Source organism: Janthinobacterium sp. 75 (assembly GCF_004365495.1).
Classification (GTDB): domain Bacteria; phylum Pseudomonadota; class Gammaproteobacteria; order Burkholderiales; family Burkholderiaceae_D; genus Janthinobacterium.
This window is the reverse complement of record NZ_SORD01000002.1, coordinates 283,251-304,532: the sequence shown is the minus strand read 5'-3', so window position 1 is coordinate 304,532 and position 21,282 is coordinate 283,251. Positions and strand designations below refer to the sequence as shown.

Below are 21,282 nucleotides of genomic sequence, written 5' to 3'. Positions count from 1 at the left end.
TAAAGAGCGTTGTGGGAAATACGGTGCAACAAGGGAGAGTGGTAGGTGTGTCCTCCTTGCAAGTAGTCGAGGAATGCCTGGTCCCTGGCGGGCAGGTGCTAAGTTGTTCTACATCAATATTGCATTTAATGACAAAATACGCAAGCTGAGCTTGCTTCATGCGGGACGTGCCTGTCAGGCGTTGACCCGGCTGTCTTCCTGGTAGGGAAATGCGGTGGCGTCCGCACCCAGCGGCACGCTGACATGCACGCTCATGCCAGCACCGGGGCTGCTTTCTATGTAGAAAGTACCTCCCAGTAGCTTGATGCGCTCCTCGATCCCCACCAGCCCAAATGAGCCCAGCTTGTTGCGTCCATCGATGGCCGCGCCCACGCCGTTGTCGCTGACGCACATCGACACGGTATCGCGGCACTTTTCCAGCTTGACTTGCACGCGGCTGGCATTGGCGTGCTGGGAAATATTGCTGAGCGACTCTTGCAGGATACGGAACAGGGCCGTGGCGCACTGGTCGCTCAAATAAATATCGTGATGGCTTTCGCTCACTTCGCAGGCGATGCCCGTGCGCTGGCGAAATTGCGCCACCTGCCATTCGACGGCCGCATTCACGCCGAGGTCCAGCACGGTTGGACGCAAGTCGTTGATGATTTGCCGTACGCTTTTAATCGTGGCGTCGATCTGCTCCAGGGTCGATCTGGCGCGGGCGTTCAGGCGCGGGTGACGGCGCTGCGTGCGCGAGGCCAGCATGTCGGCATCGATGCGCAGCACCAGTAGGTTCTGTCCCAGGTCGTCGTGGATTTCGCGCGCGATGCGCTTGCGCTCTTCTTCCTTGATCTGGTCGGCGTGGGCTGCCAGGCGGCGCAGTTTCTGGTGCGACAGCTGCAGGCGGATCTGGCTGGCGCGCAATTCCTCCGTCATGCCCGTCGCCAGCTGGATGGCGCGCCGGCGCGACGACGCCAGGGTGTGAAACAGCATGTACAGCAGCATGGTGCTGGCAAAACCGGTCAGCAGGGCCAGCCACGGCAGGAAGGCGCCGAAGCGCGTGTACAGGTCGCTCTTGCGCACACTGAACAGCGCTTGCCACGCGCGGCCATTGTGGTCGATCAGCATCGTGCTGCTCAGATACCGCCCCGAGTTGCCGGGCAGCCACCATGGTGCACGCATGCCCCCCGTCGTGCTGTCGAAGATGGGGCGCATGTCGTGCGGCAAGTCCAGCTGCTCGCGCGCTTGCGGGCCGATATCGAACAGGGTCAGGCGGACATTGCGTACCGGCATGTCGGCCAGCGCGCTGCGCATCATCGTCACCAGATCGTAGCCGACGCCGACGGAACCCTGGTAGGCCGCGCGCCTTTGCCCCACCGTGCCGGTGGGCATGCCGAAGCGGTACACGGGCATGCGCATGGCCATGCCCGTCAGCTGCGGCCGCCCTTCCATCGGCACGGGCACGCCGGAATTGCTGATCTGCCCCGTATCGCGCGACTGTGCCAGCGCTTCGGCGATCAGGGGCCGCGAAGCGATGTCATAGCCAAACTTTTCCGGGGCGCTGGCAATCGGTTCGAGGTATACCATCACGGAGTAATGGGGGCGCGGCCCGGGCGGATGGATGGCAAACGCCGGATAGCCATCGCGCCCGGGCGGATGGTCGTGCTGCATGGCCGCTTCGAAGGCGGGGCGCTGCGACTCGTCGAGTTCCCGGCTGTAATTGAGATTCATCACCCCCGGATAGTTCTGTTGCAAGTCCATGTTCGCCACGTAGCGGTGGAATTGCTCGCGGCTCACGTGTTCGTTGGCGTGGAACAGGCTAGCCGTGCCGCGCAGCAAGTTGGCATACGACTTGATGCGCGACGCGATGTTTTTCTGGGTAGTGCGCGCCAGATTGTTGAACAGCTCGCTGGCATCGTTTTCGATCGACAGCGAGGCGGCCATGTAGAACAGCAGGCCCACCAACAACGACACCACGAAACCGAGCAGCCAGAGCGGTCTTTTTTCAGCAGATAAAGGGTGTTTGCCGGCAGTAGTAGACATCGCCATCCGCATCAGGAAGAGGAATCGGTGCCGCCCGTGTGCTGGAGGCTGTACCAAGTTGCACAAGCACTAATGACATTGCAAATTGTTCAATAGCTGCCTAATATACAAAATTATCGTGAATGTAGTCAACAGGCAATATTTCGCTGGTGACTATGTTGCTGAAAAGAAAAAAACCGCCGAAGCGGTTTTTTTGTGAGCAACATGACGGCTTATTTTGCCGGCTGCCAGCTGTCTTTCAGGGTGACGATGCGGTTGAAGACGGGCTTGCCAGGCTGGCTGTCGACCCGGTCGGCCGCGAAATAGCCGTGGCGCTCGAACTGGAAGCGCTGTTCCGGCTGGGCCAGTTCCGCGCCCGGTTCCAGCCAGGCTTGCACCACTTCCTTGGCCAGCGGATTCAAGGCCAGCTTGAAGTCCTTGCCGCCCGCGTCCGGCTGCGGGTCGGTAAACAGGCGGTCGTACAGGCGCACTTCGGCGGGAATGGCCGTCGGCGCGCTGACCCAGTGCATATTGCCCTTGACCTTGTAGTTGGCGCTGCCTTCCGTGCCCGACTTGCTGTCCGGGAAGTAGGTGCAATGCACGGCAATGACCTTGCCGTCTGCATCCTTGTCGTAGCCCGTGCATTCGATCACATAGCCATAGCGCAGGCGTACCTTGCTGCCCGGCTTGTCGGCTATCGGTGGATACAAACGGAAATAGCCTTTGTTCGGCACTTCCATGAAGTCGTCTTCCTCGATCCACAGCTCGCGCGAGATGGGGAAGGTGCGCAAGCCCCGTTCCGGGAAGTGCGGATGCACGGGCGCCGTGCATTCCACGCTCTCGTTTTCAGGGAAATTGTCGATGATCAGTTTCAACGGACGCAGCACGGCCACCGTGCGCGGCGCCTTCGGGTCCAGGTCTTCGCGCAAACAGCCTTCGAGCACGCTGTAGTCGATCCAGCCGTCGGATTTGGTCACGCCCGTGCGTTCGCACATCAGCTGGATTGCTTCCGGCGTGTAGCCACGGCGGCGCATGCCCACCAGGGTCGGCATGCGGGGGTCGTCCCAGCCGTCGACGATTTTTTCTTCCACCAGCTGGCGCAGCTTGCGCTTGCTGGTGACGATGTAGGTCAGGTTCAGGCGCGAGAATTCGAACTGGCGCGGCACGGGCTGCTGGAAGAAGCCGCCGGCCGACAGGGTTTCCAGCAGCCAGTCGTAGAACGGGCGGTGGTCCTGGAACTCCAAGGTGCAGATCGAATGCGTGATGTTTTCCAGCGCGTCCGAGATCGGGTGCGTGTAATCGTACATCGGGTAGATGCACCAGGCGTCGCCCGTGCGGTGATGATGCGCATGGCGGATGCGGTAAATGGCCGGGTCGCGCAAGTTCATGTTCGGCGAACTCATGGCATCTTCGCTCATCTTCGCGCGCAGAATGTGCTCGCCATCCTTGAACTGGCCCGCCTTCATGGCGCGGAACAGGGCCAGCGACTCGTCGCGCGGACGGTCGCGGAATGGCGAATTCTTGCCAGCCTGGCCGAAATTTCCCCGGTTGGCAGCCATGTCTTCGGCGCTCTGGCTGTCCACATAGGCAAAGCCGGCCGTGATCAGGTATTCGGCCATCGCATACAGCTGGTCGAAGTAATCGCTCGCGTAGTGCAGGTGGCTCTGGCCATCGGCATGCTTCGGTTCCCAGTCAAAGCCCAGCCATTTCACGCTGTCCATGATGGTGTCGACGTACTCCTGTTCTTCCTTGGCCGGATTGGTGTCGTCGAAGCGCAGGTTGCACTGGCCGGCGTAATCGCGCGCCAGGCCAAAGTTGACGCAGATCGACTTGGCGTGGCCCACGTGCAGGTAGCCGTTCGGCTCTGGCGGAAAACGCGTGATCACCTGGGGCAGTCCGGGACGCACGTGGGCGCCGGCAGCCAGGTCGGCTTCGATGATGTTACGCAAGAAATTGGGCGCCAGCGCTGGCGCGGCGGTATTCGGTTTATCGTTGCTCATTGATCAATGCGGAAGAGTGACAGTAAAAAGCATTTTACCGTACCGCAAGCGCTTTATAAGCACGTATTTGACCCCATATCCCAGCATGCAAGGGACGCGGGCGCCGTTCTATAGGATAATCTGCCTTTAATTAGCAAACAAATCGTGACCCCGGAGCCATTTATGGAAAATTTATATAACGTCCTCGGTGTCGCGCCCAATGCCAGCGACGATGAAATCAAGAAGGTTTACCGTTCGCTGGCCATGCGCTTCCACCCCGACCGCAACCAGGCCCCCGGCGCCGAGGCGCGCTTCAAGAGCGTCACTAAGGCGTATGAAATCCTGGCCGACCCGGCCAAGCGCGCCGAATACGACCAGAGCGTGAATCACCGCATCATTATCGACCCGGAAGCGGAAGCGTATGCCCTGTGGTGCGGCGTGTTCCGCCTGCATGGCACCGTCCTGCCGGCAGATTAAGCCTGCTGGCGGCCGCCCGGCCAGCCCGAATGATTTGAAAAACAACAAACAATGGTGCTTTTGCTTTTAAGTAAAAGTGCCGCGCATCACATTGGAAAGCACAGCATGAGAAGAGTACACCCTGAATTTGCGTACCAGTCGCGCGAGCTGGAAGGCCAGATCGATGGCATCCTCGGCGACCCGCCTAACCGCAAGAATTATAAAAGCATGGTTGATGCGCTGGTGAGCGAGTACGCCAGCGGCGGCGGCATCGAAGACGTGAACATGCTGGCCTTCGCGCTGGTCGATCACATTACCTTCAGCGACCCGAAAGGCTTGCTGGCCGAAAGCGAAGACTACGAGTTTGGCGACCCGGCCCGCGTGTTCTCCATGGCCGCCTGCGCCGCGCCGGAAGCGGCCAAGATGTACGCCGCCATCGAAGAGAGCTTCCCCGACCTGGCCCGCCAGGCCATCATCACGGCATTTTTGCACAAGAATCCGCGCCTGTGGGACGACGACGACCAGTCGCTCGACCAGCTGGCTGCCAATGACGACGGCGACGACGATCACGACGAAGACGAAGCCACCGACGATTTCGCCCAGATGTTTGACCAGGATGGAGATGACCATGGCCGATAACAAGGATGAACAAAAAAGCAACCTGCCCGCGCTGACCAAGCAGGTCACGGAATTGGTGCTGTCCGGTTCGCTGGGCCACGCCGAGCAGGCGTTTGCCGACGCGGCCGACCAGTATGGCGATCTTGCCGTGGTGGAAGTGCTGAGCGCCATCCCGCCGCAAGTGACGGCCCTGCACCTGGCCGGCTTTGACGGCGGCAAGATGTCGCTGGCTACCTTGCTGGTACCGCCGAAGGCCTGGGCCGACAGCCTGGCCTTCATCGCCGCCACCTGGAGCGACGACCAGATCGAGGATGATCCGGAACGCATCGCCGAGTCGCTGTTCGCGCACATCCACGGCGTGGTGTTTTCCACCGACGATGCCGAGCGCCGCCGCGAGCTGCTGCTCGAAGCGTCCGCCACCGACTGGGGCGCCACGGCGTTCGCCATTCTGTTCTCGATGGCGCCGAAGGAAATCCTTGAGGTGGCGGGTGAAATCGTCATCAAGGGACCGTATGTGACGGGCGTGACGTCGTCCGACAACGACGTCGTGCCGCTGGCCATTGAGCTGGCGCAAGCGAATGAAGACGGCTGGGATCGTTCGCTGTTCGAACTGTTCCCCGATTTCCGCCACAGCGCCGACCTGGCCGATGCCGAATACTCGGACGACCCGGACGAAGAACCGACCATGTTGCAGCGCAGTACCAAGGAATTGCTGTACCGCCTGCGCAAGCAAGTGCCGAGCACGCGCAGCGCACCGCGTTCCAGCACGCGCCGCAGCCTGGGCACCGGTATTTTCTCGTAATGAAAGCAGGGAACGTCTAATGCTGCCAGCAATTGTTGTAGAGAATCTTCCGCGCCTGGTGCGCGCCATCAAGCTGTTGCCGAACGACCCGCGCGAGGATGCGGCGCTGGACCTGGCCGATGAATTGACGGGCATCACGGCCATGGTGGCCGAGAAGTTCACGAATGAACGCACGGCCGACGGCATCCAGAAAGCGCTGTTCCTGACGGTGGGTGGCGTTTCGCTGGGCCTGGAGCAGGCCGTCACACATGAAGGCGACCAGGCCGCACTCGATTTCCTCGTCGAGCATGGCGCCGAGCACGCGTTCCAGGTGGGTTTCCGCCTGATCAAGGAGCTGTCGCAGTTGCCGGAAGACGCTCTTGTCGGTGAGTACGACCAGGACCCCGTCTACCTTGCGCGCCGCCTGCGCGAGCTGTTCATCGATATTTGCCAGGCCGACCCTAACCAGAACTGGGCCGGTTATGAAAAGTACGCGGTGCAGTTGCAACAGCGCAAGGAAGTGCAAGCCGTGGTGCGCCTGGCCAGCTGGCTGCGCCGCCACCACGACAACGGCCCTGTCAGCGATAGCGACTTGAATGCCGAGGGCGTCATTGCCGTGGCCATCATCTTCGCCATCGAAGGCGGCGGGCGCATCATGGCGCGCACGGGTCAAAAGGAGTTTGAACGCTTCGTGCGTTCCGTGCGCAAGAACAAGCCCGACTTCGAGGAAGGCTGGGCCGCCCTGGTGGCCAAGGTGCCGGTGCAGCATCACCCCGTGCTGCTCGACCGCATAGAATCCTACCGCCGCAGCTGTACCGTGGTGCATAAAATCCTTACGCGGGCCAGCATGAAAAGCCTGTTCGAGGACCTGGAAAATTATGCGGGTTCCGAGCTGGACGCGGATTATTCGTAATCCAACGCTGTTGTCGGATTACGCGGCGGCTTCGCCACCGCTAATCCGACCTACGACTCAACGTAGGCCGGCATGCGCCGGCCTATTCTTTTTCCTCCAGCGCCGCTGCCTCGGCCAGTTTGACAAACGCCGCCACCAGCGGCGACGATTCTTCTTCCCGTTGTGCCAATAACAAGCTGGTGCTCGCCTGCGGATCGGCGATGGGACGGTAACACACGCCATCCATGCGGATGCGGTCGAACGAGGCGGGCAGCACGGAAATGCCGCAGCCGGCCGCCACCAGGCCGATGATGGTCGACGCTTCGCCCGCTTCCTGCGCTACCTGGGGCACGAAGCCGGCCGCCTTGCACAGGCGGAAGATCTGCGGATAAATCCCCGTGCCCGCATCCTTGGGATACATGACAAAACTTTCGCCCGCCATGTCGGCAATGGCGATGGCATCCTTGGCCGCCAGCGCATGGGCAACAGGCAGCACGAGGAACAGCGGGTCCTTGCGCAGTTCCGTCAGGCGGATATCGTCTGGATACGTCGTTTCCGGCGGGCGCACGAAACCCAGGTCCATCGTCCTGCCTGAGATCGCTTCGAGCTGATGCAAGGTCGCCATTTCGTGCAAGGTCAGGGTGACATGCGGGAATTGCTGGCGGTAGCGGTTGATGACGGTGGCGAAATACGGCGTAAATGGCGTGGAAAAGGTAAAGCCGATGCGCAATTCGCCCGCTTCACCCCGCTGCGCCCGCCGCGCCGTGACGGCCGCCTGTTCCGACAGAGCCAGGATGCGCCGCGCATCATCGAGGAAGAGTGCGCCCGCCTGCGTCAGCCGCACGGAGCGCTTGTTGCGCTCAAACAACTGCGCACCCAGTTCCCCTTCCAGCGCCTGGATCTGCTGGCTCAGCGGCGGCTGGCCGATATGCAGCCTTTCGGCCGCGCGCGTGAAGTGCAGCTCTTCGGCGACGGCGACGAAGTAACGCAGGTGGCGCAATTCCATTGTATGGTCCGATTCAGTAATCGTTTTAAAGTATGAGTTGGGCCTTAAATATATATTGGACGATATGAGTTGGCAATCCTAAGATGAAAACTCGCTTCTCTTTCGAAACATGGCCATGTCTGATTCATCGCTTGCTTATGCCTCCGCCGCCACCCCGGCGCTTACGCCTGTTGCTCCGGCCACTCCCGCTCCCCGTTCTGCCATCGCCAAGGGGACGGCGGAATTCAAACGCAGCAACCGCGCCCTGTTCTTCGGCGGCTTTTCCACTTTCAGCTTGCTGTATTGCATCCAGCCCCTGTTTCCCCTGTTGTCGCAGCAGTTTCATTTGACGCCGGCGCAAAGCAGCTGGTCCTTGTCCGTGTCGAGCGGCTTGCTGGCCATCTCGCTGGTGCTGCTCAGTGCCGTCTCGGACCGCATCGGCCGCAAGCCGCTGATGGTGGCGGCTATGTTTTCCGCCGCAATACTCACCATTCTGTCCGCGTTTGCCCAGGATTATGCGCAACTGCTGGCCATCCGCGCCGCGCTGGGCGTGGCCCTGGGCGGCATGCCGGCCGTCGCCATGGCTTACCTGGGCGAGGAAATCGAGGGGCCATCCTTGGGCCTGTCGATGGGGCTATATATTGCCGGCAGCGCGTTTGGCGGCATGTCGGGACGCTTGATCGCCTCCTTGCTCAGCGATATCCTCTCGTGGCGCTGGGCCCTGGGCGTACTGGGCGTGGCCGGCGTGCTGGCGGCGTTAGAGTTCTGGCGCAGCCTGCCCGCATCGAAAAACTTCGTGCCCAGTACCAAGGGGTGGAACGCTTTGCCGCATGCCATCAAACAGCATTTTTCCGACCAGGGTTTGCCGTGGCTGTTCTGCCTGGCTTTCGTGCTGATGGGGTGTTTCGTCAGCCTGTATAACTACATCGGCTACCGCCTGCTGGCCGCGCCATTCGGCTTGCGCCAGAGTACGGTTGGCTTGCTGGCCTTTTTGTACCTGATCGGCATCTTCAGCTCCGTCTGGGCGGGTCGTCTGGTGGACCGCCTGGGGCGCCGGGGCGTGCTGTGGATCATGCTGTCGGTGATGCTGTCCGGTATTTTATTGACCCTGTTTGATTCCCTGCCGCTGATCGTCATCGGCATGGCGCTGGCCACGTTTGGCTTTTTTGCCTCGCACTCGATCGCCAGCAGCTGGGTCAGCCGCCGGGCGCGCGCGCCGCAGGCGCTGGCCTCGGCCTTCTACCTGCTGTTCTATTACCTGGGTTCAAGCCTGATCGGTTCCGCCTCGGGCATGATGTGGGGCTTCGACGGCTGGACGGGCGTCATCATCATGCTGGGCCTGTGCCTGGGCGGCGGCGTGCTGATCGCCTTGCGCCTGCGCCATCTGCAGCCGCTGGGCGCGCGCGAAGCGGTGGGCTGAGGCCGCTATTTGGGGCAGTTGCCGATCATCGTTTCCCCATTCTTGCCCGCGCGCGTGGTCACGCACAAGGTGCCCAGCGCGCTGGTGATCTTGTAGGTGCGGCTGCCCCTGGCCGCATTTGCGCCCACTTCCTCAATTTTTGACGCTTCATACCATTTCGGCGGCACGGCTGCGTAGGCCTCGGCAAAGCCTTGCTGCATGCGCTTGTAGCCTGTGTCGTCGAATTTCTCCCCGCCACGCTGTGGGAATTCCTTGCGCAAATCCCTGTCGATCTTGCCCACGTCGCGTTTGGCTTGTGCCAGGATCTCGGCCGCGCTGGGCGCTGGCGGCGCTGTGATCGCTTCTGGCGTTGCTGGCGCTGGCGCCAGTTCGATGCTGGGGGCGGGCAGGGGGCGGCTGGTTGGCGCCGCCACTGGCAGGCGTGGAGGGCGCACGGCGGCCGGTTTGATGCTGGGCAACGGTAGGGGCTTGGGCGGCGCGGGGAGCGTGTGGCGCAGCCAGGTGATGGCCGGACCCTGCGGCAGGTGCTCGTCAGTGGCAAGGCGGGGCCGCGACTGCAGTATGACATATGCCAGCCCCGCGTGCAGCAGGACGATCAGCAGCAGGCCGGGCGCGCGGCGGGGCAGGATGGGCAACGAGGTCATGGCAGGCATGGTAGTTCGGGTACGCCAATGTATCTGAGGTATTTGATCATTATCTAAAATGTCACAAGCGCTTACAAAAAAGTGCCACATGGAAATTGTGATGTCATGGCCGCGGGTGGGGAACCCTGCGCCTGCTTGGCGATCCAACCCGGATACCACGCGAACAGGAGATGATCATGATGCAGGCAAAGGAGGTGGCACGGCGCTTTGGCGCCATCGAACACGCGATCGGCCAGGCGGCCCAGCTGTGCGGCAAGCAGCTGGGCATGTCCGTGGACTTGAAGGATTGCATCGAGCAGCTGGACCAGCAAAAGAGTGCCGTGCGGCAAGCCATCGACACGCATGACGATGCGCGCATCCGCCAGGCCGTCGACCAGATGGAATCGCTGGGCGACCGCGCCAAGCGGGCGTGCGGCACGGCGTCCAGCGTGACGCCGGAACTGAAGAGCGCCGTGCTCAAGGTCCACGATGAACTGTCGGACCTGAAGCACCAGCTGCATTAGGCCTTGGCTCTTGAACGCCTTACATCTGGCGGAACAGATGGGCATATAAAGGACTGACGCGCAGCTGCGCAGGATGCTGGCGCAGGGTCAGTGACAGCTTGCCCGCCTCGTCGCGCACGGCCGTGGCGATGGCACTGGCATTGACGATGGTGCCCCGGTGGATTTGCCAGAACTGTTGCGGGTCCAGTTGGGGCAAGAGTTCCTTCAGGCTCGTGCGTATCAGCGCTTCGCTGTCCTGGCACACGACGTTGATGTATTTGTCCAGCGCCTCGAAATACACGACGTCGGCCAGGGCGATCATGCGCACGCTGTTGCCGACGGCCGCCCGTATCATTTGCAGGCGGGGCGCGGGCGGCAGCATGGCTTGCAGCTGGCTCAGCAAGCGGGCCATGTTGTCGTCGCTGGCGGACGCTGTTGTCTCCGTCGCCGCCATGGGCGCCGTCGTGGCGGCTGGCGCTGCCGCTGCCGCTGGGGTTGCTGTTGTTGTGCCGTTGCCGCTGTCGCGCAGGCGCTGCTGCAGGCGCTCCACCGTCTTGCCCAGGCGCGTATCGTTGACGGGTTTTAGTACGTAATCGGCGGCCGCATGCTCGAAGGCGGCCAATGCGTATTCATCATAGGCCGTGACGAACACGATGTGGGGAAACGCAATGCCGTCGGGCCACTGTTCCGCCAGTTCTTCGGCCGCTTCCAGGCCCGTCTTGCCTGGCATCTTGATGTCGAGAAATAGTATGTCGGGCTGCAGCGCCAGGCCTTGCCGCAAGGCTTCCACGCCATTGGGGCAGGTGGCGACGATGTCGAGTTCCGGCCACAGCCGCTGCAAGGCGTGGGCGAGGGCGGCGGCGAGGATGGGTTCGTCTTCGGCGATCAGGGCGCGTGGCGCACGCGCAGTGTGGTGGCTCATGTGAGGTGGCTCATGATGGTGGGTGGAAGGGGGAGTGTCAGGCGGGCGGTCGCGCCTGCCGGATGGTTGGGGACCAGCGACAGGCTGGCGGCATCACCATGCATGCCGCGCAGGCGTTCGCGGATATTCGCCACGCCCAGGTGCGTGCCCTTGGTCTGGCCCGGATGCCCGAGGCCCAGGCCATCGTCGCTGACGGTCAGCATCAGCACACCGCCGTCCGTCGATGCCTGCACGTGGATATGGCCGCCTTCGATCTTCGGTTCCAGGCCGTGCTGGATGGCGTTTTCCACCAGCGGTTGCAGCAGCATGGGGGGCACCTTGATCTGGCGCAAGGCCTCGGGCAAGTCCAGCGTAAAGCGCAGGCGCGCGCCCATGCGGATGGACATCAGGCCCAGGTAGGCTTGCATCAGGGAAAACTCCTGCTCCAGGGTGGTGAATTCGGCGCGCGAGGAAGAAAGGGTGGCGCGCAAATACTGGATCAGCTGATCGAGCAGCAACTGGGCGCGCTCAGTATCAAAGCTGATCAGGCCCTGCAAGTTGGCCAGGGTATTGAACAGCATGTGCGGTTCGATTTGCGCCTGCAGCAGCTGCAGTTGCGCTTGCATGGCCTGGCGGGCAACGGATTCGGCACGTGCTTTTTCCTGGGCTGCCTCCATTTGCAGGCGTGCAATTTTTTCTCGGCTGCCAAAAAACAGGATGGCCGCCCCCGCCGCCGCCAAGGTGAAGACCGTCATGCTGACATTGCGCGGCGACATGGAGACGGGCGCGGGAACGTCGATATTGGCCAGCCAGCCGAACAGCATGGTGCCGCCTACTTGCGCCACGGCGGCGCTGACGATGAGGAGGGCCGTGAAGGGGAGCACTGGGGCACGCCGCTGTTCGCCCCACCACGCCAGGCGGATGCCGTCGATGAGCAGGAAGGCGATGCTGCCGATGCACATGGACGCAAGCAGGTTGAGCCAGAAGCTTTGTCCGCCGCTCAGCACGTAGGTGATGAAGAGGGCGCACAGGACATTGAGCAATAGCGCATAGCGCGCATCGCCCAAGAGGCGTCGGTAGGGGAAGCCCTTCTTGCGGGGGGCGGTGTCTGTCGTGTGCATGCGGGACCGCTTTCGGATGGGCATTCTGGTTGGCAATGCGGCAATTATGGGCGGCTCTGCATGCGGGCGCAACGCCGCTGCGACGAAACAGGGCAGGCGTGGCGCCAATCGCCTGATCGCGTCCTTTACATGGTGGCGCTGGCACGCGATGATGGCAAGAGGTCTTGACCGACAACCTCCTCATGATAAAGGAACCCCATGTGGCCCTATCCACGCATCCTGGCGCACCGCGGCGGCGGCACCCTGGCGCCTGAAAACACCCTGGCTGCCCTGCGCTGCGGCCTGGCCTACGGCTACCGCGCCGTGGAATTCGACGTCATGCTGGCGTCCGACGGCGTGCCCGTCGTCGTGCACGACCCCGAGCTGGGCCGCACCGTGGCCGGCAGCGGCCATATCAACGATTACACGGCCGCGCAGTTGGCGGCCATGGAGGCGGGCGCCTGGTTCGGTGCTGCCTTCGTGGGCGAAGGCGTGCCCGCGTTTGACGCCGTCGTTGCGTATTGCAAGGCGCAGCGCATCTGGATGAATATCGAAATCAAGCCGGCGCCCGGCTTCGACGTGCAGACAGGGACGGCGGTGGCGCGGGCCACGCGCGATTACTTTGCGCAAGAAATCGCGGCTGGCCAATTACTGCCGCTGTTGTCGTCGTTCAGCATCGAAGCCCTGCAGGCGGCGCGCCAAACGGCGCCGGAACTGGCACGCGGCTGGCTGGTCGAAGCCATTCCCGCTGACTGGGAATGCACGGCGAAGGAACTGGGCGTGGTGGCCATCCATTGCGACCATCGGCAGCTGACGCCGGAACTGGCGCAAGAGGTAAAAGGGAGGGGATTTGGACTGTTTTGCTACACCGTCAACACGCCCGAACGGGCCAGCGAGTTGCTGGCCTGGGGCGTGGACGGCTTTTGCACGGACAGGATAGATTTGATCAAGGCTGGCCAAACTGAACCCTGAAAAGAATGGAACGCAGAGCCCCCGCAAAGTACGATCTAAGGCGTAGGTCGGATTAGCGGGGCAAAGCCCCGCGTAATCCGACAACATTGTTGATGTTATTGGTGTTGTCGGCTTACGCGCTTGCGCGCTAAGCCGACCTACGTTTCAAACAGCTTAGAAAGTTACGCGCATGCCGACCGTCACATTGCGCCCCGTCAACGGCGCCGCATTCTTGATGAAGGAAGTGTGGCTGTACGCCAGTTCATTCGTCAGATTGTTCGCCTTGACGTAGAACTGGGCGGGCGTGGTACCGATGCGCGTGTCGTAGTTGGCGGAGAGGTTCAGCATGTTGTAGCCAGGGGTTGCCGTTTCGAACGCGGCGATTTTGTCCTGCTTGCCCACGCGGTAGAACTCGGCCACGCCGCTCCACGCCTGCCAGTTGGCGTCAAACTTCACGCCGAGGCGCTGGGCGGGGATGCGCGGCAGGTTGCCACCGCCGTCGGCCAGCTTGGCCCGCACATAGTCGCCGAACACGCTGGCGCCGAACATGGGGTTCAACTGCTGGCGGACTTGTCCTTCTACGCCTGTAAACGTGGCGTCGCGCTGGGCGTACTGGATCAGCTGGAAGCCTTCATGGCTGTCCAGCGTGCTGCCAAAGATGTAGTTATCTACCTTGTTGCGGTAGGCGCTGGCCGAGAATGTCGTGGCGCCCGCATATTTGCGCAAGGTCAAGTCGATATTGTTGGACGTTTCCTTGCCCAGGTTTTGATTGCCCAGTTCATACGTGGCCGTGGCCATGTGCACGCCGTGTGCATATAGTTCCTCGGCGCTGGGCAAACGGTGCGTGCGCGAGATGGTGGAACCGAGCGAATATTGCGGCGCGAATTTCCATACGGCACCCAGCGACACGGACGTGCCCTTGGCGCTGCGGTCCTGCAAGGTGGCGCTGTCGACCGTGATGTCTTGCCATTCGTGGCGCAAGCCCGCCTCGAAGCGCCATTGATCGAGCTTGTATTCCTCGACCAGGAAGGCGGCGTGTTTCTTCGTTACCGTGGGCGCCACGTAGGCTTCCTCGCCCAGGGCGGAGAAATCGCGCTTCGACGTTTGCAGGCCGACCACGCCGCGCCAGCCGAAGAGGGGATGGTGTTCCATTTCCAGGCGCGCGTCGTGGCCCTTGTTTTTAAACGTGGTGGCGATTTCCGCACCTTCGATTTCATCGTGCTTGTAGTCGGTGAACGCGGCGCGCAGGCGCAGCTTGGCGAAGCCGGGCATGGGATCGCGCAATTCGCCGCGCACGTCCCAGCGCTCGCTCTTCAGCTTCACGAACGGCACGCTGCCGTGCTCGTGGTCATGTTCCTCTTCAGCACCGTGGTCGTGGCCTTCGTGGCCGCCGCAATGCAGGTGCGCGCCGTGCGGGTGGCAGCTCTCGAATTCGTGGTTGTGGCCCGGCAAGCCGTATTGCGCATGCTGGCTGGTGAAGGCCAGGCCCAGGAAACCGCGAGATCCCACCCACGACACGCCCACGCTACTCGTATCCGTCTTGTTGTAGCTGCCGGCCACGTTGGAGCCGCCTTCCCAGCCGCTGCCGACCTTGTATTCTTTCGCGTCGCGCTTGACGCCTTCCGCGTGGAAGGCGATGTTGCCGGAGCCGCCAGTGACTTCAAAGGCGCCCGCCTTTTCGCGCGCAGCCGAGTTGGCGCGCACTTCCGCGCTGCCTTCAAAGCCTTTTGCCGGCACGCGCGTGGGGATTTTCTTGTCGATCACATTGACCACGCCACCGACGGCGCCGCCGCCGTAGGCCAGCGCAGACGGGCCACGCAAGACTTCAATCTGTTCCGACAGCATCGGTTCGGCCGCCACGGCATGGTCGGGGCTGATGGTCGAGGCATCCTGCACTTCGGCGCCGTCGGACAGCACCTTGACACGGGGGCCATCCATGCCGCGAATGATGGGACGGCTGGCGCCGGCGCCGAAATGGCTGGACGTGATGCCGGGCTGGCCGGCCAGGGTTTCGCCCAGGGTCGCCTCGCGGGCGCGCACCAGTTCCTCGCCTTCCAGTACGGTGACTGGCGTGCTCATGTCGTCGCTGCCCAGGGCCAGTGCGCTGGCCGAAACGGTGACGGCAGGCAAGGTGGCCGCCTGCTGCGCCAGGGCGCTGGCAGGGGCGGTAAAGGCCAGCATGATGGCCAGCGCGAGGGGAGTTGGTTGTTGAGGACGGACGGACATGGGCAAGAGTTCCTTTATCGGCTATCGGTGTTTGCGGGGTTTGGGCAGGCTGTTGCCGGATGGGGAGACTGCCCGAAGATGATAATGATAACCCATTATCATTACTGTGTGACAGTTTTTCCGGGTAGTGCAAGAAGGCGGATGGTGTATTCTGTCGGCTATGGAACGCACAACACGTCAAAAAACCGCTATTCAAGCCGCCATCGAGTCGGCCCAGCGCCCCCTGTCGGCGCAGGAAATCCTCGAACAGGCCAGCTTGCAGGTGACGCAGCTGGGCATCGCCACCGTTTACCGCAATCTGAAATCGCTGGTGCTGGAAGAAAAAGTGCACGTGGTGACCTTGCCGGGCGAAAACCCGCGCTATGAGTCGAACACGGCAGCCAATCACCACCACCACCATTTCCAGTGCACCACGTGCCAGCGTGTGTTTGACGTGCATGATTGTCCGGGCGACTTGAAACGCATGGCGCCACAAGGCTTTGTCGTCGAGCGCCACGAGCTGACCCTGTACGGCCGCTGCGCCGACTGCAATGCCGCCGCCGGCGCCAGTACGGCTTCCGCTGGCGCGGCCCCGCACGCCTGCGCCAGCGGCCACGACCCGGCCTGAGCGGGCAGGGCTGCATTGCTGGGCAGGCTTGCAACAATGCTGTCTGCCCGGCGTCAATTCCCGTACCCATATCACGTATAATCTTCCCTTTAAAGCTGCCGCCACTCTTTGCCAAAAAAACATGAAATCATCTGAAATCCGCGACAAGTTCCTCAAATTTTTCGAATCCAAGGGCCATTCCATCGTCCGTTCCAGCTCCCTCGTGCCAGGCAACGATCCGACCTTGCTGTTGACGAACAGCGGCATGGTGCAATTCAAGGACGTGTTTACGGGCACGGACAGCCGTCCGTACACGCGTGCCACCTCCGTGCAGCGCTGCGTGCGCGCCGGCGGCAAGCACAACGACCTGGAAAACGTCGGCTACACGGCGCGCCACCATACTTTCTTTGAAATGCTGGGCAACTTCAGCTTCGGCGACTACTTCAAGCGCGATGCGATTCAATACGCGTGGGAACTGCTGACCAAGGTGTATGGCTTGCCGGCTGAAAAGCTGACGGTCACCGTGTACATCGAAGATGACGAAGCGTACGATATCTGGGCGAAAGAAATCGGCGTGCCCGTCGAGCGCATCATCCGCATCGGCGACAACAAGGGTTCGCGCTACGCGTCCGACAATTTCTGGCAGATGGCTGACACGGGCCCATGCGGTCCATGCACGGAAATCTTCTACGACCATGGCGCCGACATTCCTGGCGGCCCGCCTGGCTCGCCTGATGAAGATGGCGACCGTTTCATTGAAATCTGGAACCTGGTGTTCATGCAGTTCAACCGCGACGAAGCGGGCGTCATGCACAAGCTGCCGAAGCCGTGCGTCGACACGGGCATGGGCATGGAGCGCCTGGCCGCCGTGCTGCAGCACGTGCATTCGAACTATGAAATCGACCTGTTCCAGCATTTGATCCGCGCCGCCGCGCGCGAAACGGGCGCCACGGACCTGGAAAACAAGTCGCTGCGCGTGATCGCCGACCACATCCGTGCCGCCGCCTTCATGATCGTCGATGGCATCATTCCGGGCAGCGAAGGCCGCGCATATGTCCTGCGCCGCATCATCCGCCGCGCCTTGCGCCATGGCCACAAGCTGGGCCAGACCAAACCGTTCTTCTACAAGCTGGTGGCCGACCTGGCCATCGAGATGGGCGGCGCCTATCCCGAGCTGGAAGAAGCGAAAGAAAACGTCGCCAACATGCTCAAGGCCGAGGAAGAGCGTTTCGGCGAAACCCTGGAAACGGGCATGAAAGTGCTGGAAGCGCAGCTGGCCAAGGATGCCACGGGCATCGACGGCGCCACCGCCTTCACCCTGTACGAAACCTACGGCTTCCCGCCAGACCTGACGGCCGACATTTGCCGCGAACGCAATATCAGTTTCGACCAGGTGGGTTACGACGCGGCCCTGAAGGAAAGCCAGGAACTGTCGCGCAAGGGCGGCAAGACGCACAAGGACAGCAAGGTCGAGTACACGGGCGAGAAAAACACCTTCGTTGGCTACGATCAATTGACGTTCAGCAGCAAGGTCGTGGCGCTGTACGCGGCCGGCACGCCCGTGCAGGAACTGAAAGCCGGTGAAGCGGGCATCGTCGTGCTCGACACCACGCCGTTCTACGCGGAATCGGGCGGCCAGGTGGGCGACCAGGGCGTGATCAGCTCGGGCGTGGGCAGCTTTGCCGTCAGCGACACCCTGAAAGTCCAGGCCGACGTATTCGGCCACCATGGCGTGCTGGAATCGGGCGTGCTGAAGGTGGGCGACGCCGTCTCGGCGCAAGTCGACACGGCCAAGCGCGCGCGCACCATCCGCAACCACTCGGCCACGCACTTGATGCACAAGGCCTTGCGCGAAGTGCTGGGCAGCCACGTGGCGCAAAAGGGGTCGCTGGTCGACCCCGACAAAACCCGTTTCGACTTCAGCCACCATGCGCCGATGACGGCCGAGCAGATCACCGCCGTGGAAACCATCGTCAACAAAGAGATCCTGGAAAACCGCGCCACCCAAGCCCACCTGATGTCGTTTGACGATGCCGTCAAGCATGGCGCAATGGCTCTGTTCGGCGAGAAATACGGCGACGAAGTGCGCGTGCTCGACATCGGCAGCTCGAAAGAGCTGTGCGGCGGCGTCCACGTGCAGCGCACGGGCGACATCGGCCTGTTCAAGATCATCGGCGAAAGCGGTGTTGCCGCCGGCATCCGCCGCGTGGAAGCGGTGACGGGCGAGGGCGCGCTGGCGCTGGTGCAAACCATCAACCGCCGTTTGGTCGAAGCGGCCAACACCCTGAAGGCGCAGCCGGAAGAACTGACTGCCCGCATCGTCCAGGTGCAAGACCATGTGAAGGCGCTGGAGAAGGAACTGGCTGCGCTGAAATCGAAACTGGCTTCTGGCCAGGGTGATGAGCTGGTCACGCAAGCCGTCGATGTGAACGGCATCAAGGTGCTGGCTGCGGTGCTGGAAGGCGCCGACGTGGCCCGTTTGCGCGAAACCATGGACAAGCTGAAGGACAAGCTGAAAACGGCCGCCATCGTGCTGGCCAGCGTGACGGACGGCAAGGTCAGCCTGATCGCCGGCGTCACTGCGGATGCGACTTCCAAGGTCAAGGCGGGTGAGCTGGTGAACTTCGTTGCACAGCAAGTGGGCGGAAAAGGCGGCGGACGCCCCGATATGGCGCAGGCGGGCGGCACCGATGCCAGTGGTCTGGCAAATGCCCTGGCTGGCGTACCGGCCTGGGTCGGCGAACGCGCGAAATAAGGCGTAAGCTAGAGGACATGCGGGGTTTTCGCCCCACAGCCCCTTGAAAACGGCCCGCAGATGATGCTTGCGGGCCGTTTTTCCGTGTGGCATCTCGTTGTGACACCACAACAGCCGATGAACTATTTTGGTGCAGCGCGTCAATGCCCCTGATTTAGAGTAGTATGTCGAAAATCAGTGCAACAAAACAATGGTGGGATATTGATGATGAGCGACACACTACTTGATACCGAGATTATGGAATTTCACAAAGAACTCGACGCGCGCGGCTTGAATTGCCCGTTGCCGATTCTGAAGGCGAAAAAGGCTTTGTCAGAGCTGCAGAGCGGGGAAGTGCTGCGCATCATGGCAACCGATCCCGGTTCCGTGCGCGACTTCCAGGCTTTCGCCAAGCAAACGGGCAATGCCCTGCTGTCGCATGTGCAAACGGGCACCGAATTCGTCTTCCTGATGCAACGCAAATAATTCTGCCAGCCGGGGCCGCCGTGGCGCGGCCTGCTTGCTACCGCGCCGTGCAGTTTTTTCTTTATCTTCACGCCCTTTTGCTGCCCTGCAGCGTAGCGGCAAACTTCCCTGAAATACTCGAAGCTGGACAATTTAGATGGATTGCTCTAACAAAAAATCGCACGATCGTGCTTAAATTCGGTTCAGGATTCAAATTTCTCTTATAATCGAACGCACAATCAGCACTTGATCCGTCATTTTTATAATTTCCCAAAGGCATAGCTATGAAAGTCTTGGTACCCGTCAAACGCGTGGTCGACTATAACGTCAAAGTCCGCGTCAAGAGTGACGGCACTGGCGTCGATACCGCCAACGTCAAAATGTCGATGAACCCTTTCGATGAGATCGCGCTGGAAGAAGCGATGCGCCTGAAAGAAGCCGGCAAGGTCACTGAAGTGGTCGCCATCTCCTGCGGCGTGACGCAGTGCCAGGAAACCTTGCGCACCGCCATGGCCATCGGCGCCGACCGCGGCATCCTGGTGGAAACGACGACTGAACTGGAACCGCTGGCAGTGGCCAAGCTGGTGAAAGCCCTGGCCGAGAAAGAGCAGCCGCAACTGATCATCCTGGGCAAGCAAGCCATCGATGACGATAGCAACCAGACCGGCCAGATGCTGGCAGCCCTGCTGGGTTGGCCGCAAGCCACGTTCGCCTCGAAAGTCGTGCTGGAAGACGGCAAAGTGACCGTCACGCGCGAAGTCGACGGCGGCCTGGAAACGCTGGCATTGACCTTGCCAGCGATCATCACCACCGACCTGCGCCTGAACGAGCCACGCTATGTGACCTTGCCGAACATCATGAAGGCGAAGAAAAAGCCGCTCGAGACCGTCAAGCCGGAAGACCTGGGCGTCGACGTTGCGCCACGCCTGAAGACCCTGAAAGTCGTCGAACCAGCCAAGCGCTCGGCCGGCATAAAGGTAGCGGACGTCGCTACCCTGGTCTCCAAGCTGCGTACCGAAGCCAAAGTCATCTAAGCGCGGCCCCGCCGTTCATATCTATACCCGGGGTCGGTCCTTCAGGCCTGACTTCGGCAGTTGCATATACTATTAGGAATAATCATGGTCGCATTAGTTATTGCTGAACACGACAACGCTACCTTAAAGGGCAGCACCCACCACACCGTGACTGCGGCTGCCCAGTGCGGCGGCGACGTGCACGTGCTCGTCGCAGGTTCGAACGCATCGGCTGCCGCCGCTGCCGCCGCGCAAATCGCCGGCGTGACGAAAGTCATCGTGGCCGACGCGCCCTATTTCGCCGATGGCCTGGCAGAAAACGTGGCCGAGCAAGTGCTGGCCATCGCCGGTAACTACAGCCACATCCTGGCGCCAGCCACCGCCTACGGCAAGAACATCCTGCCGCGCGTGGCCGCCAAGCTGGACGTGGCGCAAATTTCGGAAATTACCAAGGTCGACTCGCCTGACACCTTCGAGCGCCCGATCTACGCCGGTAACGCCATTGCCACCGTGCAATCTGGCGACAAGATCAAGGTCATCACCGTGCGCACCACCGGTTTCGACGCCGCTGCCGCCACCGGCGGTTCGGCCGCCACCGAAACCGTCGCCGCCGTTGCCGACGCCGGCAAATCGGCCTTCGTGGGCCGCGAACTGGCCAAGTCCGACCGTCCTGAACTGACCGCCGCGAAAATCATCGTGTCGGGTGGCCGTGGCATGGGTTCGGCCGAGAACTTCCACATCCTGGAACCACTGGCCGACAAGCTGGGCGCTGCCATGGGTGCTTCGCGCGCCGCCGTCGACGCCGGCTTCGTGCCGAACGACTGGCAAGTGGGCCAGACGGGCAAGATCGTCGCGCCATCGCTGTACATCGCCGTCGGTATCTCGGGCGCGATCCAGCATCTGGCCGGCATGAAAGATTCGAAAACCATCGTTGCCATCAACAAGGATCCGGAAGCGCCGATCTTTGCCGTGGCCGACTACGGCATCGTGGGCGATCTGTTCGAGATCGTGCCGCAACTGGTCAAAGAACTGGGTTAATTTCAACCCG

19 protein-coding genes are annotated in these 21,282 nt (G+C 61.8%); 12 read left to right on the top strand and 7 right to left on the bottom strand.

The window, feature by feature from the left end:
- Positions 1–174: 174 nt before the first annotated feature.
- Positions 175–1,956 carry a CHASE domain-containing protein gene (locus C8C89_RS25750; RefSeq protein ID WP_243858423.1) on the bottom strand — a complete coding sequence of 594 codons (1,782 nt, stop codon included), beginning with the start codon at positions 1,954–1,956 and terminating at the stop codon, positions 175–177.
- Between the two features lie 278 nt (positions 1,957–2,234).
- Positions 2,235–4,001 carry a glutamine--tRNA ligase/YqeY domain fusion protein gene (locus C8C89_RS25745; protein ID WP_101484146.1) on the bottom strand — a complete coding sequence of 589 codons (1,767 nt, stop codon included), beginning with the start codon at positions 3,999–4,001 and terminating at the stop codon, positions 2,235–2,237.
- 162 nt (positions 4,002–4,163) lie between these two features.
- Between C8C89_RS25745 and C8C89_RS25740 the strand changes: the two genes are divergently transcribed.
- From C8C89_RS25740 to C8C89_RS25725, 4 genes are all read left to right on the top strand, one after another.
- Complete coding sequence (locus C8C89_RS25740; RefSeq protein WP_010395442.1) at positions 4,164–4,457, top strand: DnaJ domain-containing protein; 294 nt, start codon at positions 4,164–4,166, stop codon at positions 4,455–4,457.
- A gap of 105 nt (positions 4,458–4,562) precedes the next feature.
- A complete protein-coding gene (locus C8C89_RS25735) occupies positions 4,563–5,075 on the top strand; it encodes a hypothetical protein (protein ID WP_101484147.1) in 513 nt (170 codons plus the stop codon).
- Positions 5,065–5,856 (top strand): hypothetical protein, encoded by a 792-nt coding sequence (locus C8C89_RS25730; protein ID WP_101484148.1) that lies wholly within the window; start codon positions 5,065–5,067, stop codon positions 5,854–5,856. Before C8C89_RS25735 ends, C8C89_RS25730 begins: the two co-directional genes overlap by 11 nt.
- Positions 5,857–5,875: 19 nt before the next feature.
- Positions 5,876–6,748 carry a hypothetical protein gene (locus C8C89_RS25725; protein ID WP_101484149.1) on the top strand — a complete coding sequence of 291 codons (873 nt, stop codon included), beginning with the start codon at positions 5,876–5,878 and terminating at the stop codon, positions 6,746–6,748.
- A gap of 82 nt (positions 6,749–6,830) precedes the next feature.
- Here the strand turns inward: C8C89_RS25725 and C8C89_RS25720 are convergent, their stop codons facing one another.
- Complete coding sequence (locus tag C8C89_RS25720) at positions 6,831–7,733, bottom strand: LysR substrate-binding domain-containing protein (protein WP_101484150.1); 903 nt, start codon at positions 7,731–7,733, stop codon at positions 6,831–6,833.
- Between the two features lie 115 nt (positions 7,734–7,848).
- On the opposite strand from C8C89_RS25720, the gene C8C89_RS25715 reads away from it, so the two are divergent.
- Positions 7,849–9,132: an MFS transporter gene (locus tag C8C89_RS25715; RefSeq protein WP_166674915.1), complete on the top strand. Its 1,284-nt coding sequence runs from the start codon at positions 7,849–7,851 to the stop codon at positions 9,130–9,132.
- Between the two features lie 5 nt (positions 9,133–9,137).
- On the opposite strand, the gene C8C89_RS25710 is transcribed toward C8C89_RS25715, so the two are convergent.
- Positions 9,138–9,785: a hypothetical protein gene (locus C8C89_RS25710; RefSeq protein WP_133993928.1), complete on the bottom strand. Its 648-nt coding sequence runs from the start codon at positions 9,783–9,785 to the stop codon at positions 9,138–9,140.
- Between the two features lie 167 nt (positions 9,786–9,952).
- On the opposite strand from C8C89_RS25710, the gene C8C89_RS25705 reads away from it, so the two are divergent.
- A complete protein-coding gene (locus tag C8C89_RS25705; protein WP_133993925.1) occupies positions 9,953–10,279 on the top strand; it encodes a hypothetical protein in 327 nt (108 codons plus the stop codon).
- Positions 10,280–10,298: 19 nt separating this feature from the next.
- Here the strand turns inward: C8C89_RS25705 and C8C89_RS25700 are convergent, their stop codons facing one another.
- Positions 10,299–11,180: a LytTR family DNA-binding domain-containing protein gene (locus C8C89_RS25700; RefSeq protein WP_133993923.1), complete on the bottom strand. Its 882-nt coding sequence runs from the start codon at positions 11,178–11,180 to the stop codon at positions 10,299–10,301.
- Positions 11,177–12,280, bottom strand: a complete 1,104-nt coding sequence (locus tag C8C89_RS25695) for a histidine kinase (RefSeq protein ID WP_166674914.1) — start codon at positions 12,278–12,280, stop codon at positions 11,177–11,179. The genes C8C89_RS25700 and C8C89_RS25695 overlap by 4 nt, the downstream gene beginning before the upstream one ends.
- Positions 12,281–12,478: 198 nt before the next feature.
- On the opposite strand from C8C89_RS25695, the gene ugpQ reads away from it, so the two are divergent.
- Positions 12,479–13,231 carry a glycerophosphodiester phosphodiesterase gene (gene ugpQ, locus C8C89_RS25690; protein WP_101484154.1) on the top strand — a complete coding sequence of 251 codons (753 nt, stop codon included), beginning with the start codon at positions 12,479–12,481 and terminating at the stop codon, positions 13,229–13,231.
- Positions 13,232–13,384: 153 nt separating this feature from the next.
- Here the strand turns inward: ugpQ and C8C89_RS25685 are convergent, their stop codons facing one another.
- A complete protein-coding gene (locus C8C89_RS25685; RefSeq protein ID WP_166674913.1) occupies positions 13,385–15,436 on the bottom strand; it encodes a TonB-dependent receptor in 2,052 nt (683 codons plus the stop codon).
- 160 nt (positions 15,437–15,596) lie between these two features.
- Here C8C89_RS25685 and C8C89_RS25680 point away from each other — a divergent pair, with 160 nt between their 5' ends.
- The 5 genes from C8C89_RS25680 to C8C89_RS25660 all read left to right on the top strand — a co-directional run bounded on the left by C8C89_RS25680 (position 15,597) and on the right by C8C89_RS25660 (position 21,272).
- On the top strand, positions 15,597–16,043 hold the full coding sequence (locus C8C89_RS25680; protein ID WP_101484156.1) for a transcriptional repressor: 447 nt from the start codon (positions 15,597–15,599) through the stop codon (positions 16,041–16,043).
- Positions 16,044–16,164: 121 nt separating this feature from the next.
- A complete protein-coding gene (alaS, locus tag C8C89_RS25675) occupies positions 16,165–18,777 on the top strand; it encodes an alanine--tRNA ligase (protein ID WP_133993919.1) in 2,613 nt (870 codons plus the stop codon).
- Positions 18,778–19,014: 237 nt separating this feature from the next.
- Positions 19,015–19,242 (top strand): sulfurtransferase TusA family protein, encoded by a 228-nt coding sequence (locus C8C89_RS25670; RefSeq protein WP_010395510.1) that lies wholly within the window; start codon positions 19,015–19,017, stop codon positions 19,240–19,242.
- A 263-nt stretch (positions 19,243–19,505) separates the two neighbouring features.
- Positions 19,506–20,255: an electron transfer flavoprotein subunit beta/FixA family protein gene (locus C8C89_RS25665; RefSeq protein ID WP_101484158.1), complete on the top strand. Its 750-nt coding sequence runs from the start codon at positions 19,506–19,508 to the stop codon at positions 20,253–20,255.
- An 84-nt stretch (positions 20,256–20,339) separates the two neighbouring features.
- Complete coding sequence (locus C8C89_RS25660; protein WP_034759881.1) at positions 20,340–21,272, top strand: FAD-binding protein; 933 nt, start codon at positions 20,340–20,342, stop codon at positions 21,270–21,272.
- The last annotated feature ends 10 nt before the right edge of the window (positions 21,273–21,282 follow it).

Excerpts from the sequence above, each read along its gene's own strand:
- C8C89_RS25745 (WP_101484146.1), bottom strand. The coding sequence starts at position 4,001 with ATGAGCAACGATAAACCGAATACCGCCGCGCCAGCGCTGGCGCCCAAT.
- C8C89_RS25740 (WP_010395442.1), top strand. The coding sequence starts at position 4,164 with ATGGAAAATTTATATAACGTCCTCGGTGTCGCGCCCAATGCCAGCGAC.
- C8C89_RS25735 (WP_101484147.1), top strand. The coding sequence starts at position 4,563 with ATGAGAAGAGTACACCCTGAATTTGCGTACCAGTCGCGCGAGCTGGAA.
- C8C89_RS25730 (WP_101484148.1), top strand. The coding sequence starts at position 5,065 with ATGGCCGATAACAAGGATGAACAAAAAAGCAACCTGCCCGCGCTGACC.
- C8C89_RS25725 (WP_101484149.1), top strand. The coding sequence starts at position 5,876 with ATGCTGCCAGCAATTGTTGTAGAGAATCTTCCGCGCCTGGTGCGCGCC.
- C8C89_RS25720 (WP_101484150.1), bottom strand. The coding sequence starts at position 7,733 with ATGGAATTGCGCCACCTGCGTTACTTCGTCGCCGTCGCCGAAGAGCTG.
- C8C89_RS25715 (WP_166674915.1), top strand. The coding sequence starts at position 7,849 with ATGTCTGATTCATCGCTTGCTTATGCCTCCGCCGCCACCCCGGCGCTT.
- C8C89_RS25710 (WP_133993928.1), bottom strand. The coding sequence starts at position 9,785 with ATGCCTGCCATGACCTCGTTGCCCATCCTGCCCCGCCGCGCGCCCGGC.
- C8C89_RS25705 (WP_133993925.1), top strand. The coding sequence starts at position 9,953 with ATGATGCAGGCAAAGGAGGTGGCACGGCGCTTTGGCGCCATCGAACAC.
- C8C89_RS25700 (WP_133993923.1), bottom strand. The coding sequence starts at position 11,180 with ATGAGCCACCACACTGCGCGTGCGCCACGCGCCCTGATCGCCGAAGAC.
- C8C89_RS25695 (WP_166674914.1), bottom strand. The coding sequence starts at position 12,280 with ATGCACACGACAGACACCGCCCCCCGCAAGAAGGGCTTCCCCTACCGA.
- ugpQ (WP_101484154.1), top strand. The coding sequence starts at position 12,479 with ATGTGGCCCTATCCACGCATCCTGGCGCACCGCGGCGGCGGCACCCTG.
- C8C89_RS25685 (WP_166674913.1), bottom strand. The coding sequence starts at position 15,436 with ATGTCCGTCCGTCCTCAACAACCAACTCCCCTCGCGCTGGCCATCATG.
- C8C89_RS25680 (WP_101484156.1), top strand. The coding sequence starts at position 15,597 with ATGGAACGCACAACACGTCAAAAAACCGCTATTCAAGCCGCCATCGAG.
- alaS (WP_133993919.1), top strand. The coding sequence starts at position 16,165 with ATGAAATCATCTGAAATCCGCGACAAGTTCCTCAAATTTTTCGAATCC.
- C8C89_RS25670 (WP_010395510.1), top strand. The coding sequence starts at position 19,015 with ATGGAATTTCACAAAGAACTCGACGCGCGCGGCTTGAATTGCCCGTTG.
- C8C89_RS25665 (WP_101484158.1), top strand. The coding sequence starts at position 19,506 with ATGAAAGTCTTGGTACCCGTCAAACGCGTGGTCGACTATAACGTCAAA.
- C8C89_RS25660 (WP_034759881.1), top strand. The coding sequence starts at position 20,340 with ATGGTCGCATTAGTTATTGCTGAACACGACAACGCTACCTTAAAGGGC.